General features: G+C 70.2%; 18 protein-coding genes, 4 tRNA genes and 1 pseudogene. 12 read left to right on the top strand and 11 right to left on the bottom strand.

Going from position 1 to position 19840, the window contains the following annotated elements; translation table 11 throughout:
* Positions 1 to 102 precede the first annotated feature (102 nt).
* Complete coding sequence (locus QH276_RS06515) at positions 103 to 867, bottom strand: pyrimidine reductase family protein (protein WP_280402269.1); 765 nt, start codon at positions 865 to 867, stop codon at positions 103 to 105.
* A gap of 35 nt (positions 868 to 902) precedes the next feature.
* Between QH276_RS06515 and zapE the strand changes: the two genes are divergently transcribed.
* Both zapE and QH276_RS06505 read left to right on the top strand, forming a co-directional pair.
* A complete protein-coding gene (gene zapE / locus QH276_RS06510; protein ID WP_280402268.1) occupies positions 903 to 1919 on the top strand; it encodes a cell division protein ZapE in 1017 nt (338 codons plus the stop codon).
* A gap of 304 nt (positions 1920 to 2223) precedes the next feature.
* On the top strand, positions 2224 to 3027 hold the full coding sequence (locus QH276_RS06505; RefSeq protein ID WP_280402267.1) for a tyrosine-protein phosphatase: 804 nt from the start codon (positions 2224 to 2226) through the stop codon (positions 3025 to 3027).
* Between the two features lie 6 nt (positions 3028 to 3033).
* Here QH276_RS06505 and QH276_RS06500 read toward each other — a convergent pair whose 3' ends face one another.
* The gene (locus tag QH276_RS06500; RefSeq protein WP_280402266.1) at positions 3034 to 3567 is read right to left on the bottom strand and encodes a GNAT family N-acetyltransferase; all 534 of its coding nucleotides are present in this window, start codon (positions 3565 to 3567) and stop codon (positions 3034 to 3036) included.
* Between the two features lie 163 nt (positions 3568 to 3730).
* Between QH276_RS06500 and QH276_RS06495 the strand changes: the two genes are divergently transcribed.
* The 3 genes from QH276_RS06495 (at position 3731) to QH276_RS06485 (ending at position 9099) form a co-directional block, all read left to right on the top strand.
* Complete coding sequence (locus QH276_RS06495; protein WP_280406664.1) at positions 3731 to 7075, top strand: FAD-dependent oxidoreductase; 3345 nt, start codon at positions 3731 to 3733, stop codon at positions 7073 to 7075.
* A 7-nt stretch (positions 7076 to 7082) separates the two neighbouring features.
* A complete protein-coding gene (locus tag QH276_RS06490; protein WP_280400618.1) occupies positions 7083 to 8036 on the top strand; it encodes a LysR family transcriptional regulator in 954 nt (317 codons plus the stop codon).
* 148 nt (positions 8037 to 8184) lie between these two features.
* The gene (locus tag QH276_RS06485) at positions 8185 to 9099 is read left to right on the top strand and encodes a hypothetical protein (RefSeq protein WP_280400617.1); all 915 of its coding nucleotides are present in this window, start codon (positions 8185 to 8187) and stop codon (positions 9097 to 9099) included.
* Here QH276_RS06485 and QH276_RS06480 read toward each other — a convergent pair.
* Positions 9089 to 10342, bottom strand: coding sequence for a sigma factor-like helix-turn-helix DNA-binding protein (locus QH276_RS06480; protein ID WP_280400616.1), 1254 nt, complete (start codon positions 10340 to 10342; stop codon positions 9089 to 9091). The two genes, QH276_RS06485 and QH276_RS06480, sit on opposite strands and share 11 nt — an antisense overlap.
* Positions 10343 to 10640: 298 nt before the next feature.
* Between QH276_RS06480 and QH276_RS06475 the strand changes: the two genes are divergently transcribed.
* Complete coding sequence (locus QH276_RS06475) at positions 10641 to 11747, top strand: hypothetical protein (RefSeq protein ID WP_280400615.1); 1107 nt, start codon at positions 10641 to 10643, stop codon at positions 11745 to 11747.
* A gap of 18 nt (positions 11748 to 11765) precedes the next feature.
* Here QH276_RS06475 and QH276_RS06470 read toward each other — a convergent pair whose 3' ends face one another.
* From QH276_RS06470 to QH276_RS06455, 4 genes are all read right to left on the bottom strand, one after another.
* On the bottom strand, positions 11766 to 12041 hold the full coding sequence (locus tag QH276_RS06470; RefSeq protein WP_280400614.1) for a hypothetical protein: 276 nt from the start codon (positions 12039 to 12041) through the stop codon (positions 11766 to 11768).
* 126 nt (positions 12042 to 12167) lie between these two features.
* Positions 12168 to 12242: transfer RNA gene (locus QH276_RS06465), tRNA-Val, on the bottom strand.
* Position 12243: 1 nt separating this feature from the next.
* Positions 12244 to 12314 (bottom strand) — tRNA-Cys (locus QH276_RS06460).
* Between the two features lie 44 nt (positions 12315 to 12358).
* Positions 12359 to 12431, bottom strand: a tRNA-Gly gene (locus QH276_RS06455).
* A 315-nt stretch (positions 12432 to 12746) separates the two neighbouring features.
* Between QH276_RS06455 and QH276_RS06450 the strand changes: the two genes are divergently transcribed.
* The 3 genes from QH276_RS06450 (at position 12747) to QH276_RS06440 (ending at position 14238) form a co-directional block, all read left to right on the top strand.
* Positions 12747 to 12818: transfer RNA gene (locus QH276_RS06450), tRNA-Val, on the top strand.
* A gap of 217 nt (positions 12819 to 13035) precedes the next feature.
* Positions 13036 to 13239: a hypothetical protein gene (locus QH276_RS06445; protein WP_280400613.1), complete on the top strand. Its 204-nt coding sequence runs from the start codon at positions 13036 to 13038 to the stop codon at positions 13237 to 13239.
* Between the two features lie 84 nt (positions 13240 to 13323).
* On the top strand, positions 13324 to 14238 hold the full coding sequence (locus QH276_RS06440; protein ID WP_280400612.1) for a D-alanyl-D-alanine carboxypeptidase family protein: 915 nt from the start codon (positions 13324 to 13326) through the stop codon (positions 14236 to 14238).
* Positions 14239 to 14363: 125 nt separating this feature from the next.
* On the opposite strand, the gene QH276_RS06435 is transcribed toward QH276_RS06440, so the two are convergent.
* The 4 genes from QH276_RS06435 to QH276_RS06420 all read right to left on the bottom strand — a co-directional run bounded on the left by QH276_RS06435 (position 14364) and on the right by QH276_RS06420 (position 18198).
* Positions 14364 to 14831 (bottom strand): hypothetical protein, encoded by a 468-nt coding sequence (locus QH276_RS06435; protein ID WP_280400611.1) that lies wholly within the window; start codon positions 14829 to 14831, stop codon positions 14364 to 14366.
* Between the two features lie 172 nt (positions 14832 to 15003).
* Complete coding sequence (locus tag QH276_RS06430) at positions 15004 to 15159, bottom strand: hypothetical protein (protein WP_280400610.1); 156 nt, start codon at positions 15157 to 15159, stop codon at positions 15004 to 15006.
* Between the two features lie 162 nt (positions 15160 to 15321).
* The gene (locus tag QH276_RS06425; protein ID WP_280406663.1) at positions 15322 to 17655 is read right to left on the bottom strand and encodes a molybdopterin-dependent oxidoreductase; all 2334 of its coding nucleotides are present in this window, start codon (positions 17653 to 17655) and stop codon (positions 15322 to 15324) included.
* Between the two features lie 120 nt (positions 17656 to 17775).
* Positions 17776 to 18198: an Hsp20/alpha crystallin family protein gene (locus QH276_RS06420; RefSeq protein WP_280400608.1), complete on the bottom strand. Its 423-nt coding sequence runs from the start codon at positions 18196 to 18198 to the stop codon at positions 17776 to 17778.
* A gap of 145 nt (positions 18199 to 18343) precedes the next feature.
* Between QH276_RS06420 and QH276_RS06415 the strand changes: the two genes are divergently transcribed.
* The 3 genes and pseudogenes from QH276_RS06415 to QH276_RS06405 form a co-directional block, all read left to right on the top strand.
* Positions 18344 to 18673, top strand: coding sequence for a MerR family transcriptional regulator (locus QH276_RS06415; protein ID WP_280400607.1), 330 nt, complete (start codon positions 18344 to 18346; stop codon positions 18671 to 18673).
* An 85-nt stretch (positions 18674 to 18758) separates the two neighbouring features.
* Positions 18759 to 19343: a biotin transporter BioY gene (locus QH276_RS06410; RefSeq protein ID WP_280400606.1), complete on the top strand. Its 585-nt coding sequence runs from the start codon at positions 18759 to 18761 to the stop codon at positions 19341 to 19343.
* Positions 19336 to 19840 (top strand): annotated as a pseudogene (locus QH276_RS06405) (synthetase); the annotation flags it as partial. The gene QH276_RS06410 and the pseudogene QH276_RS06405, both read left to right, overlap by 8 nt.

Genomic DNA, 19840 nt, shown 5'->3' with positions numbered 1-19840 from the left:
ACAGCCTGCCAGGTCCGGTCCGGGCGTGCCTGCGCGGGACGCGCCCGCCCCCGGCCGGATACCACCCGGCCTGACCGGGCGGCGGTGTCCGCCCCGCGACCGTCACGTCCGTACCCAGCGGGTGAGCACCGTTCCGTCGGTATCGAACAGCACGTGGGCCGGCATCATCTGCCGGGCGAAGTCCTCGTGCGATACCGAGATCCGCCGTGCCGATCCGCCGGTCAGCAACGGCGCGGTGGTCAGGCAGACCTCGTCGACCACACCGGCGCCCGCCAGCGACCCGAACAGTTGCGGCCCGCCCTCGCACAGCACCCGCCGCAGCCCGCGGGCGATGAGCGCCGCCGGCACCGCCTGCGGTGCGATGAGGCGATCACCCACCTCGATCACCTCCGCGCCCGCATCGGCCAGCGCGCGTTTGCGCGCCGCGGGAGCGGCGGCGGTGGTCAGTACGAGGGTCGGCGTCCGGGCGGTGGTGATCACCCGGTGGTCCGGGGCGAGATCGGCGGACGCGGTCACGATCGCGATCGGCGGCGGATCGCCCGCGGGGTGGCCGCCGATACCGCGGGCATACAGGGCGCTGCGGAATTTCGGGTCGGTCTGCGCGCCGCCGTAGTTCTCGGCGCGGACGGTACCCGCACCGACCAGCACCACTTCGGCGAGTTCGCGCAGCAGATGGAACACCCGCTTGTCCGCCGGCGTGCCGAGTACTTCGGAGACGCCGCCGGTTCCGGTGACAGCGCCGTCGATACTGGAGACGAAATTGACCCGCAGCCAACTCCGTTCCGGATCGGGGGGATAGGCGTACAGGTCGGCCAGCTTCTCGTTGCCGAGGTCTGTGAGCTGGATCGCATCGGGGATACGCTGCATAACAACAGCTCATATCACGTCATTAGGCTGCATACATGCAAGAACGCCTCGTCGACCGCCGCCCGGAGGTCCCCGCCGACCAGTTGGTCGCCCAGATGGTGCCCCCGCCCATGTTCGACGAGGTCGGTTTCGACACCTACATTCCCGACCCCAACGAGCCGAGTCAGGCCGCCGCGGTCGCGGCGGGGCGCGCATTCGCCGGTAAGGTCGCCGCGATCCACAAGGCGACGCACAAGAAGTCGCTGTTCGGCAAGAAGAAGCCGACCCAGGGCGCGGGCCTCTACCTGGACGGCGGGTTCGGTGTCGGCAAAACCCATCTGCTGGCCTCGATCTTCCACAGCGCCCCGGCGCCGAAATCCTTCGGTACCTTCGGTGAGCTCACCAATCTGGTCGGCGCGCTCGGTTTCGGCAATGCCGTGGAACGGCTCTCGGCCAACAGTGTTCTGTGCATCGACGAATTCGAACTCGACGATCCCGGCGACACCATGCTCGTCTCCCGGCTGCTCACCGAACTGTCCGCGAGCGGAGTCTCTATCGCGGCCACCTCCAACACGCTGCCCGGGCAGCTCGGCGAGGGCCGCTTCGCCGCCCAGGACTTCCTGCGCGAGATCAAGAAACTCGGTGCGATCTTCGACACCGTGCGCGTGGACGGCCCCGACTATCGGCACCGTGACCTGCCACCCGCCCCCGAACCGAGCAGCCCCGAACAGCTGGCCGAACGGGCCGCCGCCGCCCCCGGTGCCACCCTGGACGATTTCGACGCCCTGCTGCACCATCTCAGCACCCTGCACCCGTCGAAGTACGGTGCGCTGATCGACGGGGTGTCCGCGGTCTTCGTCTCCGGCGTGCATCCGGTGACCGACCAGGCCGTCGCGCTGCGCCTGGTGGTGCTGGCCGACCGGCTCTACGACGCCGGCACCCCGGTGACCGTCTCCGGCGCGAAACTCGACCAGATCTTCTCCCCGGAAATGCTCGACGGCGGGTACCGCAAGAAGTACCTGCGCGCGATTTCCCGCCTGCTCGCCCTCTCCCGCTTCGAGGTCGCCGCCTGAGCGAGTCAGGCCCGGAGGCGTCGGTGGAGGTCACCACGCAGAGCCTTCCCGTGGCGATCGACACCCTGACAGTGAGCCGGGTCCGGAGGCACCAGCGCGGCATTACGACGTCCGGTTCCGCATATCCGATCGACATCGAACGAGCGCCGCTGGGCGATAGCCCGCGATCCTCGCCCGGTCCTCCCGCCGGGCCGTGGGACGCGCGGGCGCCACGCCGTTTCCGAGTTGACCAGGGGCTCGGTGGTTGGTTTGCTGGGGCGGGCACCACGCGGGGGGTGCCGTCGAATATCGATGGGAGTCCGCCATGGTTCATCGTCCGGCGCGGGTGCCGGCCGCCGTCCTCACCGGTCTGGTGGTGGCGTTCGGCCCGGCGACAGCGATGGGTCTCGCCGAGCCGGCGGCCGCTGTGGAGGCGGTGCCGGCCGATCGGTCGCTGCATCTGACCGGCGCCCCGAACGCCCGCGATGTGGGCGGCTACCGAACCTCCGACGGGCGGACCGTCCGCACCGGAATCGCCTTCCGCGCCGATCAGCTCACCAACCTCACCCCGGCCGACCTGGCCGAACTGAACCGGCTGGGCGTCCGCGAGGTCGACGATCTGCGCACCGTGTACGAGCGGGCCCTGGCCCCCGACCGGGTGCCCGCCGGCGCCCGGTCCAACTGGTACGACGTGATCGGCGCGGCCCCGCTACCGGAGCTGATGTCGACGCTGGCCGGTGGCACCGATCTGTACCGGGCGTTCATCACCGCACCGGGCGCGAATCAGGCGGTGGCCGCGGTGCTGCGCGATATCGTCGAAACCGGGCCCGCGGGCGGCGCGGTGGTGTTCCACTGCACCGCGGGTAAGGATCGCACCGGCTGGGTGGCGGCGGTGCTGCTCACCGTGCTCGGCGTCGACCGCGGCACGGTCACCGAGGATTTCCTGCTCTCCAACCATTACCGCCACGCCGCCCCCGGTGACGGGCTGGCCGGCGTCGAACGGGAATGGCTCGACGCCGCCTTCGATCAGGTTCAGGCGAGCTACGGCAGTTTCGACCGGTATGTCGGCGAAGGCCTGGGTTTGACCGCCGCGGAGGTCGAGGCGCTGAAAGCCCGCATGCTGGCCTGAGCCGGCTCAGAACACCAGTCGCAGCACGAAATCGTGGTGCAGTTGCCGGCCGACGGTGAAGGTTTTGGTACCCACCCGCTCGAACCCGAATTTGGCGTAGAAACGCTGCGCGCGCAGGTTCTGCTGGTTCACGCCCAGCCAGACGCAGGCGTAACCGGCGCCGCGAGCCCGTTCCAGCGCCGCCTTCATGAGTGCGCTCGACACACCCGTGCCGTGGTGGCCCGGCAGCACGTACATCTTGCTGATCTCGATCACCGGATCCAGCGCCACGGCCGCGGCGACGGCGGGATCGGCCGGCGCACCGCCGTGCAGGATCGCGTATCCGACGATCTCGCCGTTGTCGACGGCTTTGAGCACCGTGCGGGCCGGGTCGGAGAGATATTCGCCGAACCGTTCCCCGGACAGGACTTCCGCGAGGAACACGTCGATATCGTCGGGCTCGGTGCCCGGGGGACAAGCCAGCGGAAAGGTCGCGGCGGCGACATCACTGAGTGCTTCGGCGTCCCACAGCCCGGCCCGATCGACGGTGACAGTGGTCATAGCTCCATGAGACCACAGCGCCGGCGTTCCCCGGCGTGTGCGCAGGTCCCCTCGCCGGGAGCCGCCGCACCGCCGGGGCCGGCCGTTTCTCCCGACCTGCGGCGATGAGCCGAAAACCGGCGCCGGCTTTGCTGCCGGACGCATCCGACGTAATCTCTCGCCCATGAGGAGCGGGAACCGCATCGCAATCGTCGGTGCGGGTATCGCGGGTCTGGTCTGCGCGAAGGTCCTGACTGAGGATGGGTTCGCGGTCGAGGTGTTCGATCGTGCCCCCGATATCGGCGGCGTGTGGAGCGAGACCCGCCGTTACCCGGGCTTACGGGCGCAGAGCACCAAGTACACCTACCACTTCTCCGACCATCCGATGCCCAACGACTACCCGCGGGTGCTCGACGGCGCACGGATGCAGGAGTACCTGTCGAGCTATGTGCGTGCCTTCGGCTTGACCGACAAACTGCGCCTGCGCACCGAGGTGGTGGCCGCCGACCCGGTCGAGGGCGGCTGGCTGCTGGAGATCCGCGACGCCGACGGCGTGCACCGCACGTCGTGCGATCACCTGGTCATCGCCAACGGCGTCTTCAGCGGTCCCGAGATCCCGGATTTCGCGGGCGCCGCCGAATTCGCGCGCGCAGGCGGCCAGCTCGGGCACTCCACCCAGTTCCTCGATGTGGAGGCGGTACGGGACCGGTCGGTCGTCGTGATCGGCTACGGCGCCGCCGCCGGCGATATCGCCACCGAGATCAGCCGGGTGGCCGCCGACACCACGGTGGTCGCGCGCCGGCTGCTGTGGAAGATGCCGCGTCGGCTCGCCCCCGGAATCGACGCCGAACGGGTGCTGCTCACCCGCAGCGGCGCCGCGCATTTCGGCCGGCCCGACCCCGGCCGGATCGAACGGCTGTTGCACGGCCCCGCCCGCTCCTTCCGCGACAGCAACCTCGACCTCATCGAAGCCCTGGTGGCGCAGCGGTCCGGCGCGGCCGAACTCGGGCTGATCCCACCGGTACGGTTCGAACAGGCCCAGGACGGTGCGTTCGGCCTGGCGTCGGAGGGTTTCGCCGAGCAGGTGACGCAGGGACGGATCACTGTCCGCGGGCAGACGGCAGTGGTCGGGCTCGGCGGTGGCCCGGCCGGTCCGTACGCCGAACTCTCCGACGGGCAGCGGGTTCGCGCCGATATCGTCGTCTGTGCCACCGGCTTCCAGCAGCGGGTCCCGTTCCTGACTCCGTATGTGCAGCGGCAGCTCACCGACGACGACGGCAATTTCCGGTTGTACCGGCAGATCCTGCCGCTGGATGTCCCGCATCTGACCTTCGCCGGCTATCACACCTCGCTGCTCAGCGCGGTGCGCGCGGAAATCGGCGCGCACTGGACCGCGGCGCTGCTCACCGGGACCCTGGTCGTGCCCCCCGCCGAGACGATGAGCGAGCGGATCGACGCCCGGCTGCGCTGGCTCGACCAGCACACCCGTGGCCGGCATGTGCACGGCACGCTCACGCCGTACGCCATTCGCGATATCGACGAACTGCTGGGTGATCTCGGGGTCCGGCTCCCGCTGGCGGCCCGCGCCGCGCAGTGGTTGCGGCCGGTGCGGCCCGGCGATTACCGGGTGGTGTCGCGCCGCAAACGCGGTCCCGGCGGGCAGGCGGCGACCCCCGCGGCGACGAATCCGGCAACGGGCGGCCCGAACCCGGCAACGCCGAGGGGTGGGTCGACCCCACCGCCGGCGACGGGTGGACCGAGCCCGGTTCCCGCCGAGGGTGGACAGACGCCGGCCAATCCGCCCACCGCTCCGCTCGCGGTGGCCCCCGGCGTGCAGGGGGCGCGGGCTCCGCAACTCCACGCCCCGGTAGCGCCCGCGGATTCGCCCACCGTCCGGATCCCGGATGCCGTGGCCGCGAGCGCCGTCCGGACGGCAGCTCTGCCCGCCGTGGATCCCGCCGCCCGGACACACCCGGTCCCCGAGATCCGCCCGCCCGCACCTTCTCCGCCCGTGCCCTCCCGGCCGCCGGCCGCGGCGCGCCCGCCCGCACCGGGTCCCCAGGAACCCGTCGCCGTGCCCCGGCCCGTTCCCGCCACGCCGCCCGCGCCCCCGGCACCGGTGTCCGGGGCATCGATTCCGCCTCCCGCGGCGCCGCCGCACGTCACCCGGCCGCCCGCCGAGACATCCGGACCGGCGGCGGAGCCCCCGCGCCCGGCGCCTGACAACCCGGCCCCGGTGCCCCCGCGCCCCGCGCCCGACAACCCGGCGCCGGTGACGCCGCGCTCCGCGGCCGCACAGCAGGCCGCTGCCGAGGCGGCCCGCCGGGCGGCAGCCGAGCAGCGGGCCGCCAAGATCGCCGCCCGCTCCAACAGCGCGACGGTGCGAATCGATATGCGTACCGCACAGCCGCTGATGGAAGGACTTCCGCCGGCGAACACACACCCGGTGCCCGGCGCCGCGGCATCCGGCAGCCCCGAAACCGGCCAGGTTCCGCCGCGGACCGCGGACCGGCCGGCCGAAACGACAGCCCCTGATCCCGCCGCGGCCGGGACACCCGAGGTGCCGCCGCCCACGCATGCCGATGGATCGGCCGCTGCACCGGACGACGCCCGCGCGGGAATCGAAGCTCACGGCTACCCGGAGCAGTCCGCCGGTTCTCGCCCGGGCTACGCAGTACCGGCCGAGGACCGCGCCCCCGGGCAGCCTGGCCAAGCCGAAGAGACCTTGTTCGAAGCTGCCGGGTCGGGCTCGGCGTCACCCACGGCCGGACCACCCGCCGCGAACCCGGAACCGGCGGACACCGCTGTCACTCCCCGGGCGAGCGGATCGGCGCAGGTACCGGCGGAAGAGTCTGCCGCGAGCCCGGCGCGATCGGATGTAGTTTCGGCGGAAAGCTTGCGTCCGGCATCCGGAACGATCTCGGCGGAAGCTGACCGTCCCGCCTCCGAATCGACCCGGGCGCGCCCCGCATCCGATGCGGTCGGAGGTGACCGTCCCGCCTCCGGAACGATCACGGGGACCACCGCATCCGGTGCGGTCGGGCCCGAGAACCGAGCGGCGGAAGAGTCCGGCCCCCCGGCCGCGGTACCCGCCGCCGCGGGAACTTCCTCCGCCGTATCCGGCGAGCGGATGGCTCCTGCCGCGAGTTCCGCAGAAGTACCTACGCCGGCTGACGCACAGTCGGCCGATACCGACACCGAGACCGCGTCGGCTGCAGCGGAGCAGCGGTCGGTCCGAGAGGCAACGGCCACACCGTCGCTCGATTCGGGCGTGGCGGACGATGCGCGCAGCGCCGGCGTGCCCGCGGAGCAACGGACCGAGCCGGCCACAGCGATGCCCGCGACGGTTGCCGCGGACCGGGCGGCCGAACCGGCCACGGATCCCGCGAACGCGGGTGCCGGCGGGACCGCGACAACCGAGTCTTCGCGGGTATCCACGGAACGCGATGCGGACCGTCCGGCCGACGACACGACGCGGGAAGCCGCCGAGCGCCCCGCGTCCCGCTCCGCCGCCGTCCGGCGGACCTGAACCGGGCGTGGCGGATCTCGACCTGAACCTGCTGGTGGCGCTGCACGCCCTGCTCGAAACCAACAGCGTCACCAAGGCCGCCGAACGGCTCAGCACCTCACCGCCCGCGATGAGCCGCACGCTGGCGCGTTTGCGCCGCGTCTACGACGACCCGCTGCTGGTGCGCGCGGGCCGGGACCTGGTGCCGACACCGCGTGCGCTCGAACTCCGGTTCGAGGTGAGCGCGCTGGTGGAACAGGGCCGCGCGCTGCTGGCGAAACCGGATACCGTCGACCCCACCGCGCTGGTGCGCGGTTTCGCGCTGCACGTCGACGACGCGGTGCTGCCCGAACTCGCCGGTGGCCTGCTCACCGCCGCCCGCGCGCAGGCTCCCGGGGTCACGCTGCGTTTCGTCCCGGCCGACCCGGCCGGGGCCGCGAGTGCGCTGCGAGAAGGCCGGATCGACGTGGAGGTAGGGGTGATCGCACGGGCGGATCCGCAGACCCGGGTGGAACGTGTTCGTGGCGACCGGCTCATCGGCGTTGCCGCGCCCGGGCATCCGCTGGTCACCGAACGCGTCACCGTCGCCGCCTATGCCGCGGCGGCGCATATCAGCATTTCGCCGCGGGGGATCGCCCGGGACGCCATCGACGACCGGCTCGCCCTGCACGGCCGCACCCGCCGCGTCGTGGCGACAGTCCCCGATCTGACCACCGCGCTGCTGGCCGTACGGTCGGGCGTGGTGGTGTGCCCGGCACCGGCACTGGTCGCGGCCACCACACTGCCCGCGATGGGGCTGTGCGCCTTCGAGATCCCGCTGCCGCTGCCGGAGGTGACGATCTCGCTGGCGTGGCATCCGCGCAACACACCGGATCCCGCGCATGCGTGGCTGCGCACGTTGATCCGCACCGTGCTGGCGTCCGGCCATCCGGTGACCGGGACAGCGCGGGCGGCGAAGGTTGGGCGGGTCCCACTTGGGTAACTGCTGGACAGAAACCTGGCGCTGACCGGCAGTTGTGGCGCACTCTGGAAGAGCCGGTGTGGTGGTCGGGCCGGCGCGGTGTTCGGGTCAGATGGGTGGTCGCATGCAGACGAAGCGGCGAACGGAAATACGGTGTGGGCGCCGGACAATGTTGTCCGATCTGGGAATTTCGGACGGTCAGGCGCGCGGCGAACAGCCCGGGGACACCGCGTCCGGTTACGGCTGCCGCTGCGCCCGCTGTGTGGAAGCCCAATGGAACACCCAGCGCCTGAAGTACTGGCTGGCCGCCCGGCTGCTCGCGTTCGGTGCGGAGGAGGCGGTGGTGGACCGCCGGGTCGGACCGTTGACCGTCGATGTGTGGTGGCGGCGCGGCACCGAACAGTTCGCGATCGAGGTGCGTTCCGGGCCACTGACTCAGGAACTGGCGCAGCACCATACGGACCAGTTGAAGGCGCTGGGTTATGCCGGGGTGCTGTGGCTGTGTGCACCGGGGTTCTGGGTGTCGCAGCTGCCGGCACTGGGTATCGCCGATCTGGCGCCGGAGTCGTGCGAGTACCGGGCGGTGAGCGGGATGCTGGAACTCGGTTCCGAGGGTTTCGTGGTGCCCGGCGAACGGCCGTACGAATTGCGTGAGTTCCTGCGCGAGTGGGTGGCCGGTGAGGTCGCGTGGGGTTACCGCGATCATCTGAGGAAGGGTTGGGCGGCTGTGACCGACTGGGAGAAGCACACTCGTACTCAGGCCCTGATGCTCGAACAGCAGCGTCAGGAGCTGATCCAGCAGCGCACGGCGCTGGCCGTGGCCCGGCAGGCGGTACGGGACAAGAAGCACCAGCTCGAGCGCACCCAGGCCCGGCTGGAACGGACCGCCCAGCGGGCGCGGGAGCAGGCCGAGGCGGTGGCCGCGGCGGGCCGGCGGATCGCCGATCAGGAGCGGGTGCACCGGGCGCTGGAGGACACCATCCGACGGCTGCACAAGACCATCGACAACTGGCAGGTCGTCACGGTTTTCGTGATGTTGTTGCTCGCCACCTTCCTCGCGGCGACCATGGTCATCAAACCCTGACCGCGGCGGGACGGCCGGTGCGCGGCTGTTCGCCGGCCGACAGCCGGAACGGCGTCCGATCCCAACGCCATTCGTGCCGGACGGCCAGCGCGAGCAGATCGATCGGGGCCAGCCCGCGCGCGGTCCGCAGTTCCCCGAGTGCGGGCCACCGCACCGGCCCCTCGGCCAGCAGCTCCACCAGCTGTCGCTCGATATCCGCGGGCACCGGGTATGCGGCGAGTTCCGCTTCGCCCAGGGCGCTGCCGGTCCACAGCATCCAGCCCCACCCGTTCTCGTGCGCCCACGCCCGGGCCGCGCGCGCCTTCTCCCGGTTGCCGTGGAAACCGATATGCCCCAGTGGTTGCACATCGATCAGTGCCCGGCGGCCGTCGGCGAGTTCGGCGACGAGTGTCGGAAAGTGCACCTGTTCGGCACCGTCGACGCGATAGCCGACGGCATCGGGATACTCCTGGAACGTCCGGATGCGGTCGTCGTTGTCCAGCAGCCGCATCAGGCGCGCCTCCAGCCCGGAGTCGAAACCGATATCCCGGCCCGGTTTGTGCAGATAGAACCGGCCGCGCCCGTCGTCGGCGAGATCGAAGGAGCGCGCCGCCGCGGTGGGCAGCGGCGCCGCGGCCACGGCCCGCCGCGGCCATTCGATCCGCTGCGGCCACGGGGCGGGCGGCCCCGCGGGCGAATCGGTCTCCCGCAACCGGGACAGCAGGTGATTGGTCTTCTTGCGCCACGCCACGATCCGCTGGGTCACGAATCCCGCGACCCGTTTCGCGTCGGCGGCACTGTGCCCCGCCAGTCGCAATTTCAGGTACGCCAGATCGTTGACGGCGATATCTCCCTCGGTGGCATAGGTTTCGGCCAGCAGCGCGCGCGTGAGCACCGAATCCCGCGTGCCCACCGGATAGCGCCGGGCGTACACCGGTATCGGCAGCCGCCCGGAGCGCGCCGTATGCCGCAACAGTTCACCGACGGCCTTGGTATGCAGTTGCCGCGCCCGATCCCGGGAGAAATCGAACCGTGCCCCGATCCGGGTGAGCGTTTCGGGCCGCTCCCCGGTGATTCCCAGCCGCAACCTCAGAATGGTCGCGGCGCGTTCCCGGTCCACCGCGTACTCGTCGATCAGCACGCCCAGCGTGTGCGCACACTCCTCGAGTTCGAACGACAGATGCTCGCGCAGATCGTCGGGAAAGTCCGCGGCGTCGCTGCCCGTCCCCTCGGTGACCTTGCCTCGGACTGGTTCCGCCTGCACACACACCCCCTTGTCGGGATCCCGGTTCACCGGCCGCTCGCGTTCGTGCGGGCCAGCTTATCGGCGGCCGCCGACAAGATCGCGCACCGACCACCGGATCCCGTGGCGACCGCACCGGTTCGCCCGGCGAACGCACTGTCTGCGGACGCCCGCGGTGTGATCTAATGTGGTTTGCCGAGAGTGTGCTGACAGTGGATCGAATCGGGCGCCGCGTACCCGCCCGCCCGCCCCGGCCGCCGGACTCCGAGACACCGCGGATACCGGTGCGCTGCTCCGACCGTCCGATGTGGAGGCGCTCGTGCTGCATACCGATATCCCGACCCGCGGCGAGATCGAAGCCCTCGCAAGCGTCACCGAACCGTGGTGTGTCTCGATCTACACGCCGACCGAATCGGAGACCGCCGATCCCGATCACCACCGGATCGCCTTCTCCAACCAGGTGCGGCAGGCGCTGGACCTGGTCACCGATCCCGCGGCCCGGGCGGCGCTCGCGGAAGAGTTCGACGACTACATCGACGACGCGGCGTTCTGGCGTTTCCAATCGCGCACGTTGGTCGTCCTCGCGACACCGGCCCGAATCCGGGCCTACCGGGTGCCCAACCAGTTGAACGCCTCGGCCACCGTCGGCGACCGGTTCTACCTGAAGCGACTGCTCCGGGCGGTGACCTTCCCGCAGACGGCCTTCGTTCTCGCGCTGGCCGAAGGCGGTGTCCGCCTGGTCGAGGTCACCGCCGACCGTCCCGCCCGCACCGTTCCGGTTCCCGGTCTGCCCACCAGCGCCGCCGATCATGCGGGCAAAACCAGCCTCGGCGATCGCGCCCCGAAACGCCGCGTGCAGGGCGACGAGGGCCGCAAGATGCGGGTCCGCCAGTACGCGCGCGCCGTCGACGCCGAATTGCGCGACGTACTCGCCGGCCGGGACACCCCGCTGATCCTGGCCGCCACCGAACCGATCGATTCGCTGTTCCGCTCGGTGAACAGCTACGACAGCTTGCTGGACGAGAGCATCCCCGGCAACCCCGAGCACCTGTCGGATCATGAGCTGGCCGACCGCTCCCGGGAAATCCTCGACCGTCATTACGCCGCGCAACTCGCCGGTCTCGTCGATTTGCTGGAACGGCGCCGCAGCGAGGGCCGGGCCGCCACCGATATCGCCGATCTCGCGCACGCGGCGGCCGCCGGGGCCGTCGGTACCCTGCTGGTCGATATCGACGCCTCGATACCCGGCACCGTATCCGCCGACGGCGCGGTCACTTTCGCCGAACCCACGGCGGCCGAAGCGCCCGGCATACTCGACGAGATCAGCCGCCGCGTCCTGCTGACCGGCGGCGAGGTTCTCGCCGTCCGCGCGGCGGACCTCCCCGACGGCGCACCGATCGCGGGCATCCTCCGCTACGCCGCGTAGACCACTCGAGCGGCTTCGTCAGCCGCGGCGCTTGCGTACGGCCGCGGCCACATCACGGGCGAGGTCGGCGGGCAGTGCCGCGGCGAAGACATGGTGCAGAACCACCCCGCGCGGCCAGCCGGTGAGGACAACGGCACGGCGGATCGCGGTACGGCAGGCACGCAGATGTGCGGCGTTGTGGCCGGGGTCGACGTCAGGGCCGGTGGTGAGCAGGAACACCACATACCGTTGAACGGCCGCCGCCGCGGCATCCAGGCCGGCCTGCTGCTCCGGCGTGCGGTCGGGGACGTTCATGGCGGGCCTCTTCCTCTGCCGTGGATATCGCCCACGGACACCCGCCCGTTTCGGCGGCCGCCCTGGCGCCTGTCCCGCACAAAAGAAAAGGCCCGGCTCGAAAGCCGGGCCTGAACTATCCAGATATGGTGCGCGATACTGGGATTGAACCAGTGACCTCTTCCGTGTCAGGGAAGCGCTCTCCCGCTGAGCTAATCGCGCGAGGTGGAGACGGGAATCGAACCCGTGTGCACGGCTTTGCAGGCCGTTGCCTCACCACTCGGCCACTCCACCGCGCAAAGGGGGAAGGCATTCTATGCGCCTGGCCCTACCTCTCGAGCGGATGACGGGATTCGAACCCGCGACCCTCACCTTGGCAAGGTGATGCGCTACCAGCTGCGCTACATCCGCATTTGCATCTCCGGCGGGCGTTGCGGCCCTCCGTGGTGCGAGACAGAACATTAGCGGACATACCGCGAAACCTACAAATCGCCTGGTAGAACCCCTTGAATCACATGGCTGTCATTCACCGCGGCGACGGCCGTGCAGCGAATCGGGGCGGAGTGGCAACAGGCCGGCGGTTTCCTGGCCGCCTGCCCCCGTAGCATCCGTCAACCGGGACGCCGAGGGATGACAACCACGTGATTTGGCGGCGAACGGGTGGTGCGTGTTAAGGTTCCTACTCGTTCGGAGGGCATCGAAAGAAGCCGCCGAACAGTTCTTCCCGGTCTCATAGCTCAGCGGGAGAGCGTCCGCCTCACACGCGGAAGGTCGCTGGTTCGATCCCAGCTGGGACCACCGGAATGCCCTCTGATCAGTACAGGTCAGAGGGTATTTTCATGCCACGCCACCGAAGTCGGACGCCTGCCCGCCGGTCGGGATCCGCGCTCGGCGGGCCCGATCCCGGCAGCGGAGGCCGTCACTGTGTGGATGTGTCGTTCGGGGGTATCCGAACGGCAGGGATCCGATGAGCCGTCTTCGAGCATCGCTTCCCGCAGCACATCAGGAGGTACTCATGTTCGCCATCGCTGCTGCCGTCGTGTTCGGTTTGGCGCTCGTCTTCGATCTGACCGACGCCACCCTCGGTGAAGATATCAACGGCGGCACGCTCATCATCATCGGACTGTTGTTGCTCGCACTGCACCTCGCGGGCTTCGGTACCGGTCCGCGGGCCGCATCCGGCGGCCGCGGGTGGACCTGGCGGCGCGTGCGCCGCTGAGCCGCGGCCGGTCCGGACTCGGCGGGCAGGGGCATAGGGGTGTAAATCCGGCTGTTCGAGCAGGTCAGCGGACATACTAGGGCAATGCCAACCTATGCCCGTATGTTGCCGGCGGTCGTGGCCGGATTGCTCATCGTCTTCGCACCCGCCGCGACGGCCGTTCCGGCCGCGGGCGGTTCGCAGGCCCAGGCACCGTTTCCGCTCGCCCTGCAGCCGGACGGGGTGCACGCGCCGTCGGCGGCGCTGGCAGAGGCGAACACCGGGTTGCTCGTGTGGTCGCGGCAGCCGGACGTCCGGATGCCGATCGCCAGTATCACCAAGGTCATGACGGCGGTGGTGGTGCTCGAATCGGGTGATCTCGAGCGGCCGGTCACGGTTTCGCAGTCGGCCCTCGACTCGTCGGCCGCCTACGGTGGCAGCAATGCAGGTCTGGTCGCCGGGGAAGTTCTTTCCGCGCGTCAGTTGCTGGACGCGATGATGCTGCCGTCCGGCTGCGACGCCTCCTATGCCCTCGCCGAGGCGTTCGGGCCGGACCGGGATGCTTTCGTCGCGAAGATGAACGCGACCGCGCGGCGGCTCGGTATGCCGAATACGCATTTCAGCGATCCCAGCGGGCTCCCGGTGCCGGATGACTACGCCACCTACTCCACACCGGCGGAACTTGTGCGGCTCGGCAGGCATGCAATGGGCAACCCGGTGTTCCGGGAGATCGTCGGTACGCCGGTGCGGCATCAGCCCGCCGGCCCGGCGAACCGTGCCCACGTCTGGGAGAACACCAACGGGTTGCTCCGCGAATATCCGGGCACCACCGGTATCAAAACCGGCTCGACCGATGCGGCCGGCACCTGTCTGCTGTTCGAAGCCGTACGCGGCGGGCAGCGCCTGATCGGCGTGGTGCTGAACAGCTCACCCCATGATCTCGACGCCGCCACGGCCGATGCCAGGCGCATCATGGACTGGGGTTTCGTCCCGATCATCAGCGGTCTCCCCGTCGGCTGACGGAGCGGGCAGCAGTCCGGATGCCGGGGCCGGGCACGGCTCTGCCGAATCGACCGATCGATTCGAGGCCTGGCGTCCCGGCCCGCCGGACGATGGGCCGGAACGGCTCCGGTGAACCTACGGCGTCAGCAGCCGGTACCGACGAAATTGCCGATGGTGCAGACGGATTCGTGACTGAGCTTCCAGGTGCCGCCGATCTGCTTCCAGGTGAGATCGAAGGTCCACGGCTCGTAGCCCTCGGTGGTGGTGACCAGGCCGGCGGCGGCCGTATCGCCGGTGACGGTGACCGGACCGGGGATATCCCAGCGCCAGCTGGGTGGCGCGATCGCGATCAGCGCGGCGGCGGCATCGAAGGCCCGTAAGCCGGCCTCGCCGGTTTCGAGTTCGGCGGCGCGAGCCGAGCGGGGCGCGTTGATATTGAACAGAACACCCATCTTGGCCTTCAGCTCACCGGCGGTGGGGGCGGCGGTGAGCCGCGGAGCGCTGATCGGCGCGGCCTGGGCGAGGGCGGCAGGACCCGCGATGCCGAGGGTGCCGAGTGTGGCGGCGGCCGCGAAGCTCAGGGCAGCCAGCTTGTTTCGTGTGCTGATCATCAGTTCGGTACTTCCTGTCGTGTCCGCCGGTCCGATGCCGGGTGGGCGCACTGTTAAGGTGAGCCTATCCAAACACAAAGCGGGCATGGGTGGAAGTGCCTGCGCGCGGACGGGACGCCGCGGCGGACGGATAGAGACGAGCCCGGTCCGCACCCGGTGCCACCGGGCCGCGTCAGCCGACCGTGAAACCGCCGCTCGGATCGGTGTCACGGGCCTCCTCGAACCCGTGCAGCAGGGCGGCCATCTCACCGACCAGGCGATACATCGCCTCGACCGCCGCGGTCTCGACGGGGTCGCCGGATCGGAATTCCGGGGTGCCGGTATTCATCGGGTTTCTCCTCCAGGGACCGGCCCGCCGGTGGTGGTGCCCCGGCGACGACGTATTCCGCGCGAATCGGGACGGCTCCGCGGTCGCGCGTCCGAAGGGGCGTGGATTCGCGGGGCGGAAGTCCGCCGACGTCGCGTTCGGTTGTGGTGACGGAGACGCGGATCAGCGGATCGAGTCGGGGTCGAGCAGTTGTGGGGGCGTGTGCACCCGCAGCGGGGGCGGTTCGCTGTCGTAGCGTTCGATTTCCACCAGGCAGCTGTTGGCGGACGGCCCCTGAGTCAGTGCGCTGGTGCCGATATCGTTGGTGACCGTGTTCGGGTTGCCGTGGACATCGAGCGATCCGGGGTCGACCGGGTCCAGGGGGTCGTACCAGGCGCCGGTTGCCAGTTGGACGACGCCCGGCCGGACCGCGTCGGTGATCCGGACGCCGGCGAGCAGGGCGCCGCGGTCGTTGAAGACCCGGACGATATCGCCGTCACGGAGATCGCGCGACGCGGCGTCGGCGGGGTTCATCCGCAACGGTTCGCGGTCGCGGATCTTCGATTCCCGGCTGGTGACGCCGTGATCGAGCTGGCTGTGCAAACGGGTCGCGGGCTGGTGGGAGAGCAGGTGCAGCGGAAAGCGCTGCGCCGCCGGGCTGCCGAGCCATTCCCGCGGCGGCAACCATGCGGGGTGGCCGGGGCAATCGGGGTATCCGAAACCGGCGACGGTGGAAGAGAAGAGTTCGATCCGGCCGGAAGGGGTGCGCAGGGGGTGGCGGTCCGGATCGTCCCGGAACTGTTCCAGCACATGACGGGCGACCGGCAATTGCGGTCGCAGATCGAGGGGGCCGCCGGCGCGGAACTCCGCGTAATCGGGTAGCCGGATCCCGGCCGCCGCCGCATTGCCGACCGTGGTGCGCCACAGCTGCTCCAGCCATTGCCGCGCGGTACGTCCCTCGGTGAATCGTGCGCCGAAACCGAGCCGCTGCGCGAGACCGGAGAAGATCGCGTAGTCGTCGCGCGCCTGCCCGTACGGCTCGAGGGCCTGCTGCATCGGCGTGAGCCAGTGATCGCTTCGCCCGCCGGCGAAATCCTCGCGCTCCGCGGAGGCGGTGGTGGGCAGGACGATATCGGCCATCCGGGCGGTCGCGGTCCAGCTGATCTCGTTGACGATCACGGTGCGCGGCCGCGACCAAGCCCGCCGCAGCCGGTTGAGGTCCTGGTGGTGGTGGAACGGATTGCCACCGGCCCAATAGATCAGGTCGATCTGTGGGTAGGTGAGAACCCGGCCGTCGTAGGGAACCGTGCCGCCGGGGCGTTCCAGCATCTCGCACAGCCGGGCAACCGGAACGACATCCGGTACCGGGTTGCCCGGCTGCGGTAGCGCGCCGATCTCGAAGGGCACGTAGCGGCGCTGCATATTGTTGGTCATCCCGACCCCGGTGCCCATGAGGACTCCGCCGCCCGGCAGGCCGATATGCCCGAGAGCGGCCGCGAGTGCCCAAGCGGCCCAGTAGCTTTGCTCCCCGTGTTCGGCGCGCTGCAGGGCGAACGGCAGGCCGATCAGGCAGCGGTCGTGCGCCATCAGCCGGGCCAGCTCGCGGATTTCGGGTGCCGGGACGTCGGCGAGGCCGGACGCCCATTCCGGTGATTTCGGGATACCGTCGCGGTGGCCGGTGACGTACTCGGCGAGGCGGTCGAAACCGGTGCAGTAGCGGTCGAGGAAGACGCGATCGTGCCGGTTCTCGGTGATCAGGGTGTGCAGCATCGCGAGCATGATCGCGGTATCGCTGTGCGGACGGCAGGGGATCCAGCGGGCGCCGAGGGCCGGATCGCAGTCGTCGCGCACCGGCCCGATATGGACGATATCGACCCCCGCGCCGCGCAGCGCGGAAAGCCGCGCCGGGTCCGGATGTGCTCCGATACCACCGGGATTGACCTGTGTATTCCGTTGTGCGGCGCCCCCGAAGAGCACGATCCGGGCACAGTGCCGGGCGATCTCCTCGGTCGTGGGCGCCTGCCGGGCCGCGAAATAGGCGTTCATACCGAGGACATGGGGTATGAGCACTTCGGCCGCGGCGAAGGAATAGGTGTTCACGGAGGCGGTGTAGCCGCCGAACAGTTGCAGGAAGCGGTGGATCTGTCCTTGGGCGTGGTGGAATCGGCCGGCGCCGGCCCAGCCGTAGGAGCCGCCGTAGATCGCGCGGTTCCCCCTCTCGGCCCGGGTGGTCCGTAGCGCTTCGGCGGTGATATCGAGGGCTTCGTCCCAGCCGACCTCGACGAACGGTTCGCGGCCGCGCAACGACGGGTCGGCGGCTCTCCGGTCGCGGTAGTAGCCGAGGCGTATCGCGGGGCGGGCGATCCGGTGGCCCGGGTCGTGGAGCGCGGCCAGCGAGCGCCCGAGGGGAGAGGGGTGGGGATCCGCGCTGTGCGGAGTCACCGCCAAGCTGCCGTCGGCGGCCGTCCCGACGACGTAGTTTCCCCAATGGGTGGCGGTGGGCCGGGCTCGCGTCATCGCCCTCCAGTGTGCACGGGGCCCCGGGAGGACGGGGCCCCCGGTGGCGGTACGGCCCATACGATCCGCACCGCCGCTGCGTGTCGCGGGCCGGTGCCGGCCAGGCCCGAGCGGTACCGATCAGGCGTTGATGGCCTGCCGATGGCCGTCGGCACGCGCGATCTCGATCTTGCGCGGCTTGGCCTTCTCCGCGACCGGAACCGTCAACCGCAGCACCCCGTCGCGGTAATCGGCGCGGATGTGCTCGGTATCGAGGCCCTCGCCGAGGAACAACTGCCGGCTGAACACCCCGCGGGGACGTTCCGCGGCGATCATCGACCGGCCGGAATCGAGCTCCGGCCGGGTGGCCCGCACGGTGACCACATTGCGTTCGATATCGAGGTCCAGAGATTCCACGTCGATACCCGGCAGGTCGAATTCCACCAGGAATTCGTCACCCTCGCGCCAGGCGTCCATGGGCATGACGGCCGGGCGTGCCGCGGTACCGAACACCTGCTGTGTGAGGCGATCCAGATCGCGGAAAGGATCGGTGCGCATCAGCATGGTCGCCACCTCCAACTCACTCCGTTCTTGATTGAAGGGATCAGATAACTTCTGCCATCTGACACAGATTTTTTCTACCATTACCAACATGTGAGTGCAAGACGTTAAACTAGAAAACCTCATTACAGAGCAGACGAGGACGGGTATGGATCCACAGCGGCGCGATCACCGTCTGCCCGGGTCGGGACAGGCGGTGTATGCGATCTCGGTAGCGGCCGATCTGGCCGGTGTCGGGGTGCAGACATTGCGTTTGTACGAACAGCACGGCCTGATCACACCGGAACGCAGCGCGGGCGGTACCCGCAGATACAGCGGTGATGATCTGGCGCGCCTGCACCGCATCACCACACTGGCGGCGCAAGGGGTCAACCTCGCCGGTATCGGCCGCATCCTCGAGCTCGAAGACGCCAACGCCGCGCTGCTGGCCGACCTCGACCGGCTGCGCACCCGCCGCCGCTCCCGCGACGGCGGCTGACGGTCGCGCCGGGGTCGCGCGGGCGGGCGCTCTGCGCATTGCTATCTTGAACGACGTTCAAGCTGGGTGTGCGAAGGATGGCGTTATGAACGGTGTCGAGGACTCGCGGGCGCCGAAGACTCGCACCACCGCGCGGGATATGGCGCAGATCGCGGTATTCGCCGCGCTCATCGCGGCGCTGGGTCTGCCGGGTGCGATCACAGTGGGCTTCAGCGGGGTGCCCATCACCGTGCAGACCCTGGGGGTGATCCTGGCGCCGGCAGTGCTGGGTGCGCGGAAGGGCACCGCGGCGGTCGCGGTGTTCATCGCGCTGACGATCATCGGCCTGCCACTGCTGTCCGGCGGGCGGACGGGTCTGACCGCGCTGGCCGGTCCGAGCGCCGGATACCTGCTCGGCTGGATCCCGGCGGCGCTGGTCATCGGCCTGCTCACGGCGCGGATCGTGCCGAAGTATCCGCTGGTGCCCGGGTTGCTGATCAACGCGGCGGGCGGGATCCTGGTCATCTACCTGTTCGGCACGCTCGGGCTGCTGGTGCGCACCGACCTCGGTGTGCTCGCCGCCATCGAGGCCAACGGGGTCTTCCTGCCGGGTGACCTGCTCAAGGTGGTCGTCGCCACGATGGTGGCCAAAGGTGTGCACCGTGCTTATCCGGGTTTGATCCGTGCGTAGCCCCGAACTCGGCGGCGCGGGCTCCGCGCCCGCGCTGGACCTCGCCGGCGTCACACTCACCTATCAGGAACTCGACCGCGCCGTCGACCGCTGGATCGAGCGGTACGAACCGGGTCCACGCGGTTACGACGCCTCCGCACTGCCGGTCGCCGACGCTCTGGTCTGCATCTGCGCGGCCGCCCGCCGCGGGGTACCCGTCGCCGTCGAGGACCCGGCGGCGCGGCCACAGCGGGGCGAATGGCCTACCGAGGCTTTTCTGCTGGCCGCCACTCCCGGCCCCCCCGGGCGGCCGCGGCCGCTGGCCCGTACCGCGGCCTCCTGGTACGACAGCTTCCCGGTGTTCACCGAGATCACCGGCGTGACCGCCCGGGACCGGGTACTGATCACCGGACCGTTGCACGCGACCATGCATCTGTTCGGGGCGTTGCACGCCCTGTGGCGCGGTGCCTGCGTCACCGACGACCCCGCCCGGGCCACGGTGGTGCACGCCGTCCCCG

The organism is Nocardia carnea, from assembly GCF_029869215.1.
GTDB classification, from domain to species: Bacteria; Actinomycetota; Actinomycetes; order Mycobacteriales; family Mycobacteriaceae; genus Nocardia; species Nocardia carnea_B.
The sequence above is the reverse complement of the archived record's forward strand: the minus strand, read 5'-3'. Positions and strand labels throughout refer to the sequence as shown.

What these genes read in the sequence shown, in the direction of transcription:
- QH276_RS06515 (WP_280402269.1), bottom strand. Translation starts at nt 867, where the DNA reads ATGCAGCGTATCCCCGATGCGATCCAGCTCACAGACCTCGGCAACGAG.
- zapE (WP_280402268.1), top strand. Translation starts at nt 903, where the DNA reads ATGCAAGAACGCCTCGTCGACCGCCGCCCGGAGGTCCCCGCCGACCAG.
- QH276_RS06505 (WP_280402267.1), top strand. Translation starts at nt 2,224, where the DNA reads ATGGTTCATCGTCCGGCGCGGGTGCCGGCCGCCGTCCTCACCGGTCTG.
- QH276_RS06500 (WP_280402266.1), bottom strand. Translation starts at nt 3,567, where the DNA reads ATGACCACTGTCACCGTCGATCGGGCCGGGCTGTGGGACGCCGAAGCA.
- QH276_RS06495 (WP_280406664.1), top strand. Translation starts at nt 3,731, where the DNA reads ATGAGGAGCGGGAACCGCATCGCAATCGTCGGTGCGGGTATCGCGGGT.
- QH276_RS06485 (WP_280400617.1), top strand. Translation starts at nt 8,185, where the DNA reads ATGTTGTCCGATCTGGGAATTTCGGACGGTCAGGCGCGCGGCGAACAG.
- QH276_RS06470 (WP_280400614.1), bottom strand. Translation starts at nt 12,041, where the DNA reads ATGAACGTCCCCGACCGCACGCCGGAGCAGCAGGCCGGCCTGGATGCC.
- QH276_RS06445 (WP_280400613.1), top strand. Translation starts at nt 13,036, where the DNA reads ATGTTCGCCATCGCTGCTGCCGTCGTGTTCGGTTTGGCGCTCGTCTTC.
- QH276_RS06440 (WP_280400612.1), top strand. Translation starts at nt 13,324, where the DNA reads ATGCCAACCTATGCCCGTATGTTGCCGGCGGTCGTGGCCGGATTGCTC.
- QH276_RS06435 (WP_280400611.1), bottom strand. Translation starts at nt 14,831, where the DNA reads ATGATCAGCACACGAAACAAGCTGGCTGCCCTGAGCTTCGCGGCCGCC.
- QH276_RS06430 (WP_280400610.1), bottom strand. Translation starts at nt 15,159, where the DNA reads ATGAATACCGGCACCCCGGAATTCCGATCCGGCGACCCCGTCGAGACC.
- QH276_RS06425 (WP_280406663.1), bottom strand. Translation starts at nt 17,655, where the DNA reads ATGACGCGAGCCCGGCCCACCGCCACCCATTGGGGAAACTACGTCGTC.
- QH276_RS06420 (WP_280400608.1), bottom strand. Translation starts at nt 18,198, where the DNA reads ATGCTGATGCGCACCGATCCTTTCCGCGATCTGGATCGCCTCACACAG.
- QH276_RS06415 (WP_280400607.1), top strand. Translation starts at nt 18,344, where the DNA reads ATGGATCCACAGCGGCGCGATCACCGTCTGCCCGGGTCGGGACAGGCG.
- QH276_RS06410 (WP_280400606.1), top strand. Translation starts at nt 18,759, where the DNA reads ATGAACGGTGTCGAGGACTCGCGGGCGCCGAAGACTCGCACCACCGCG.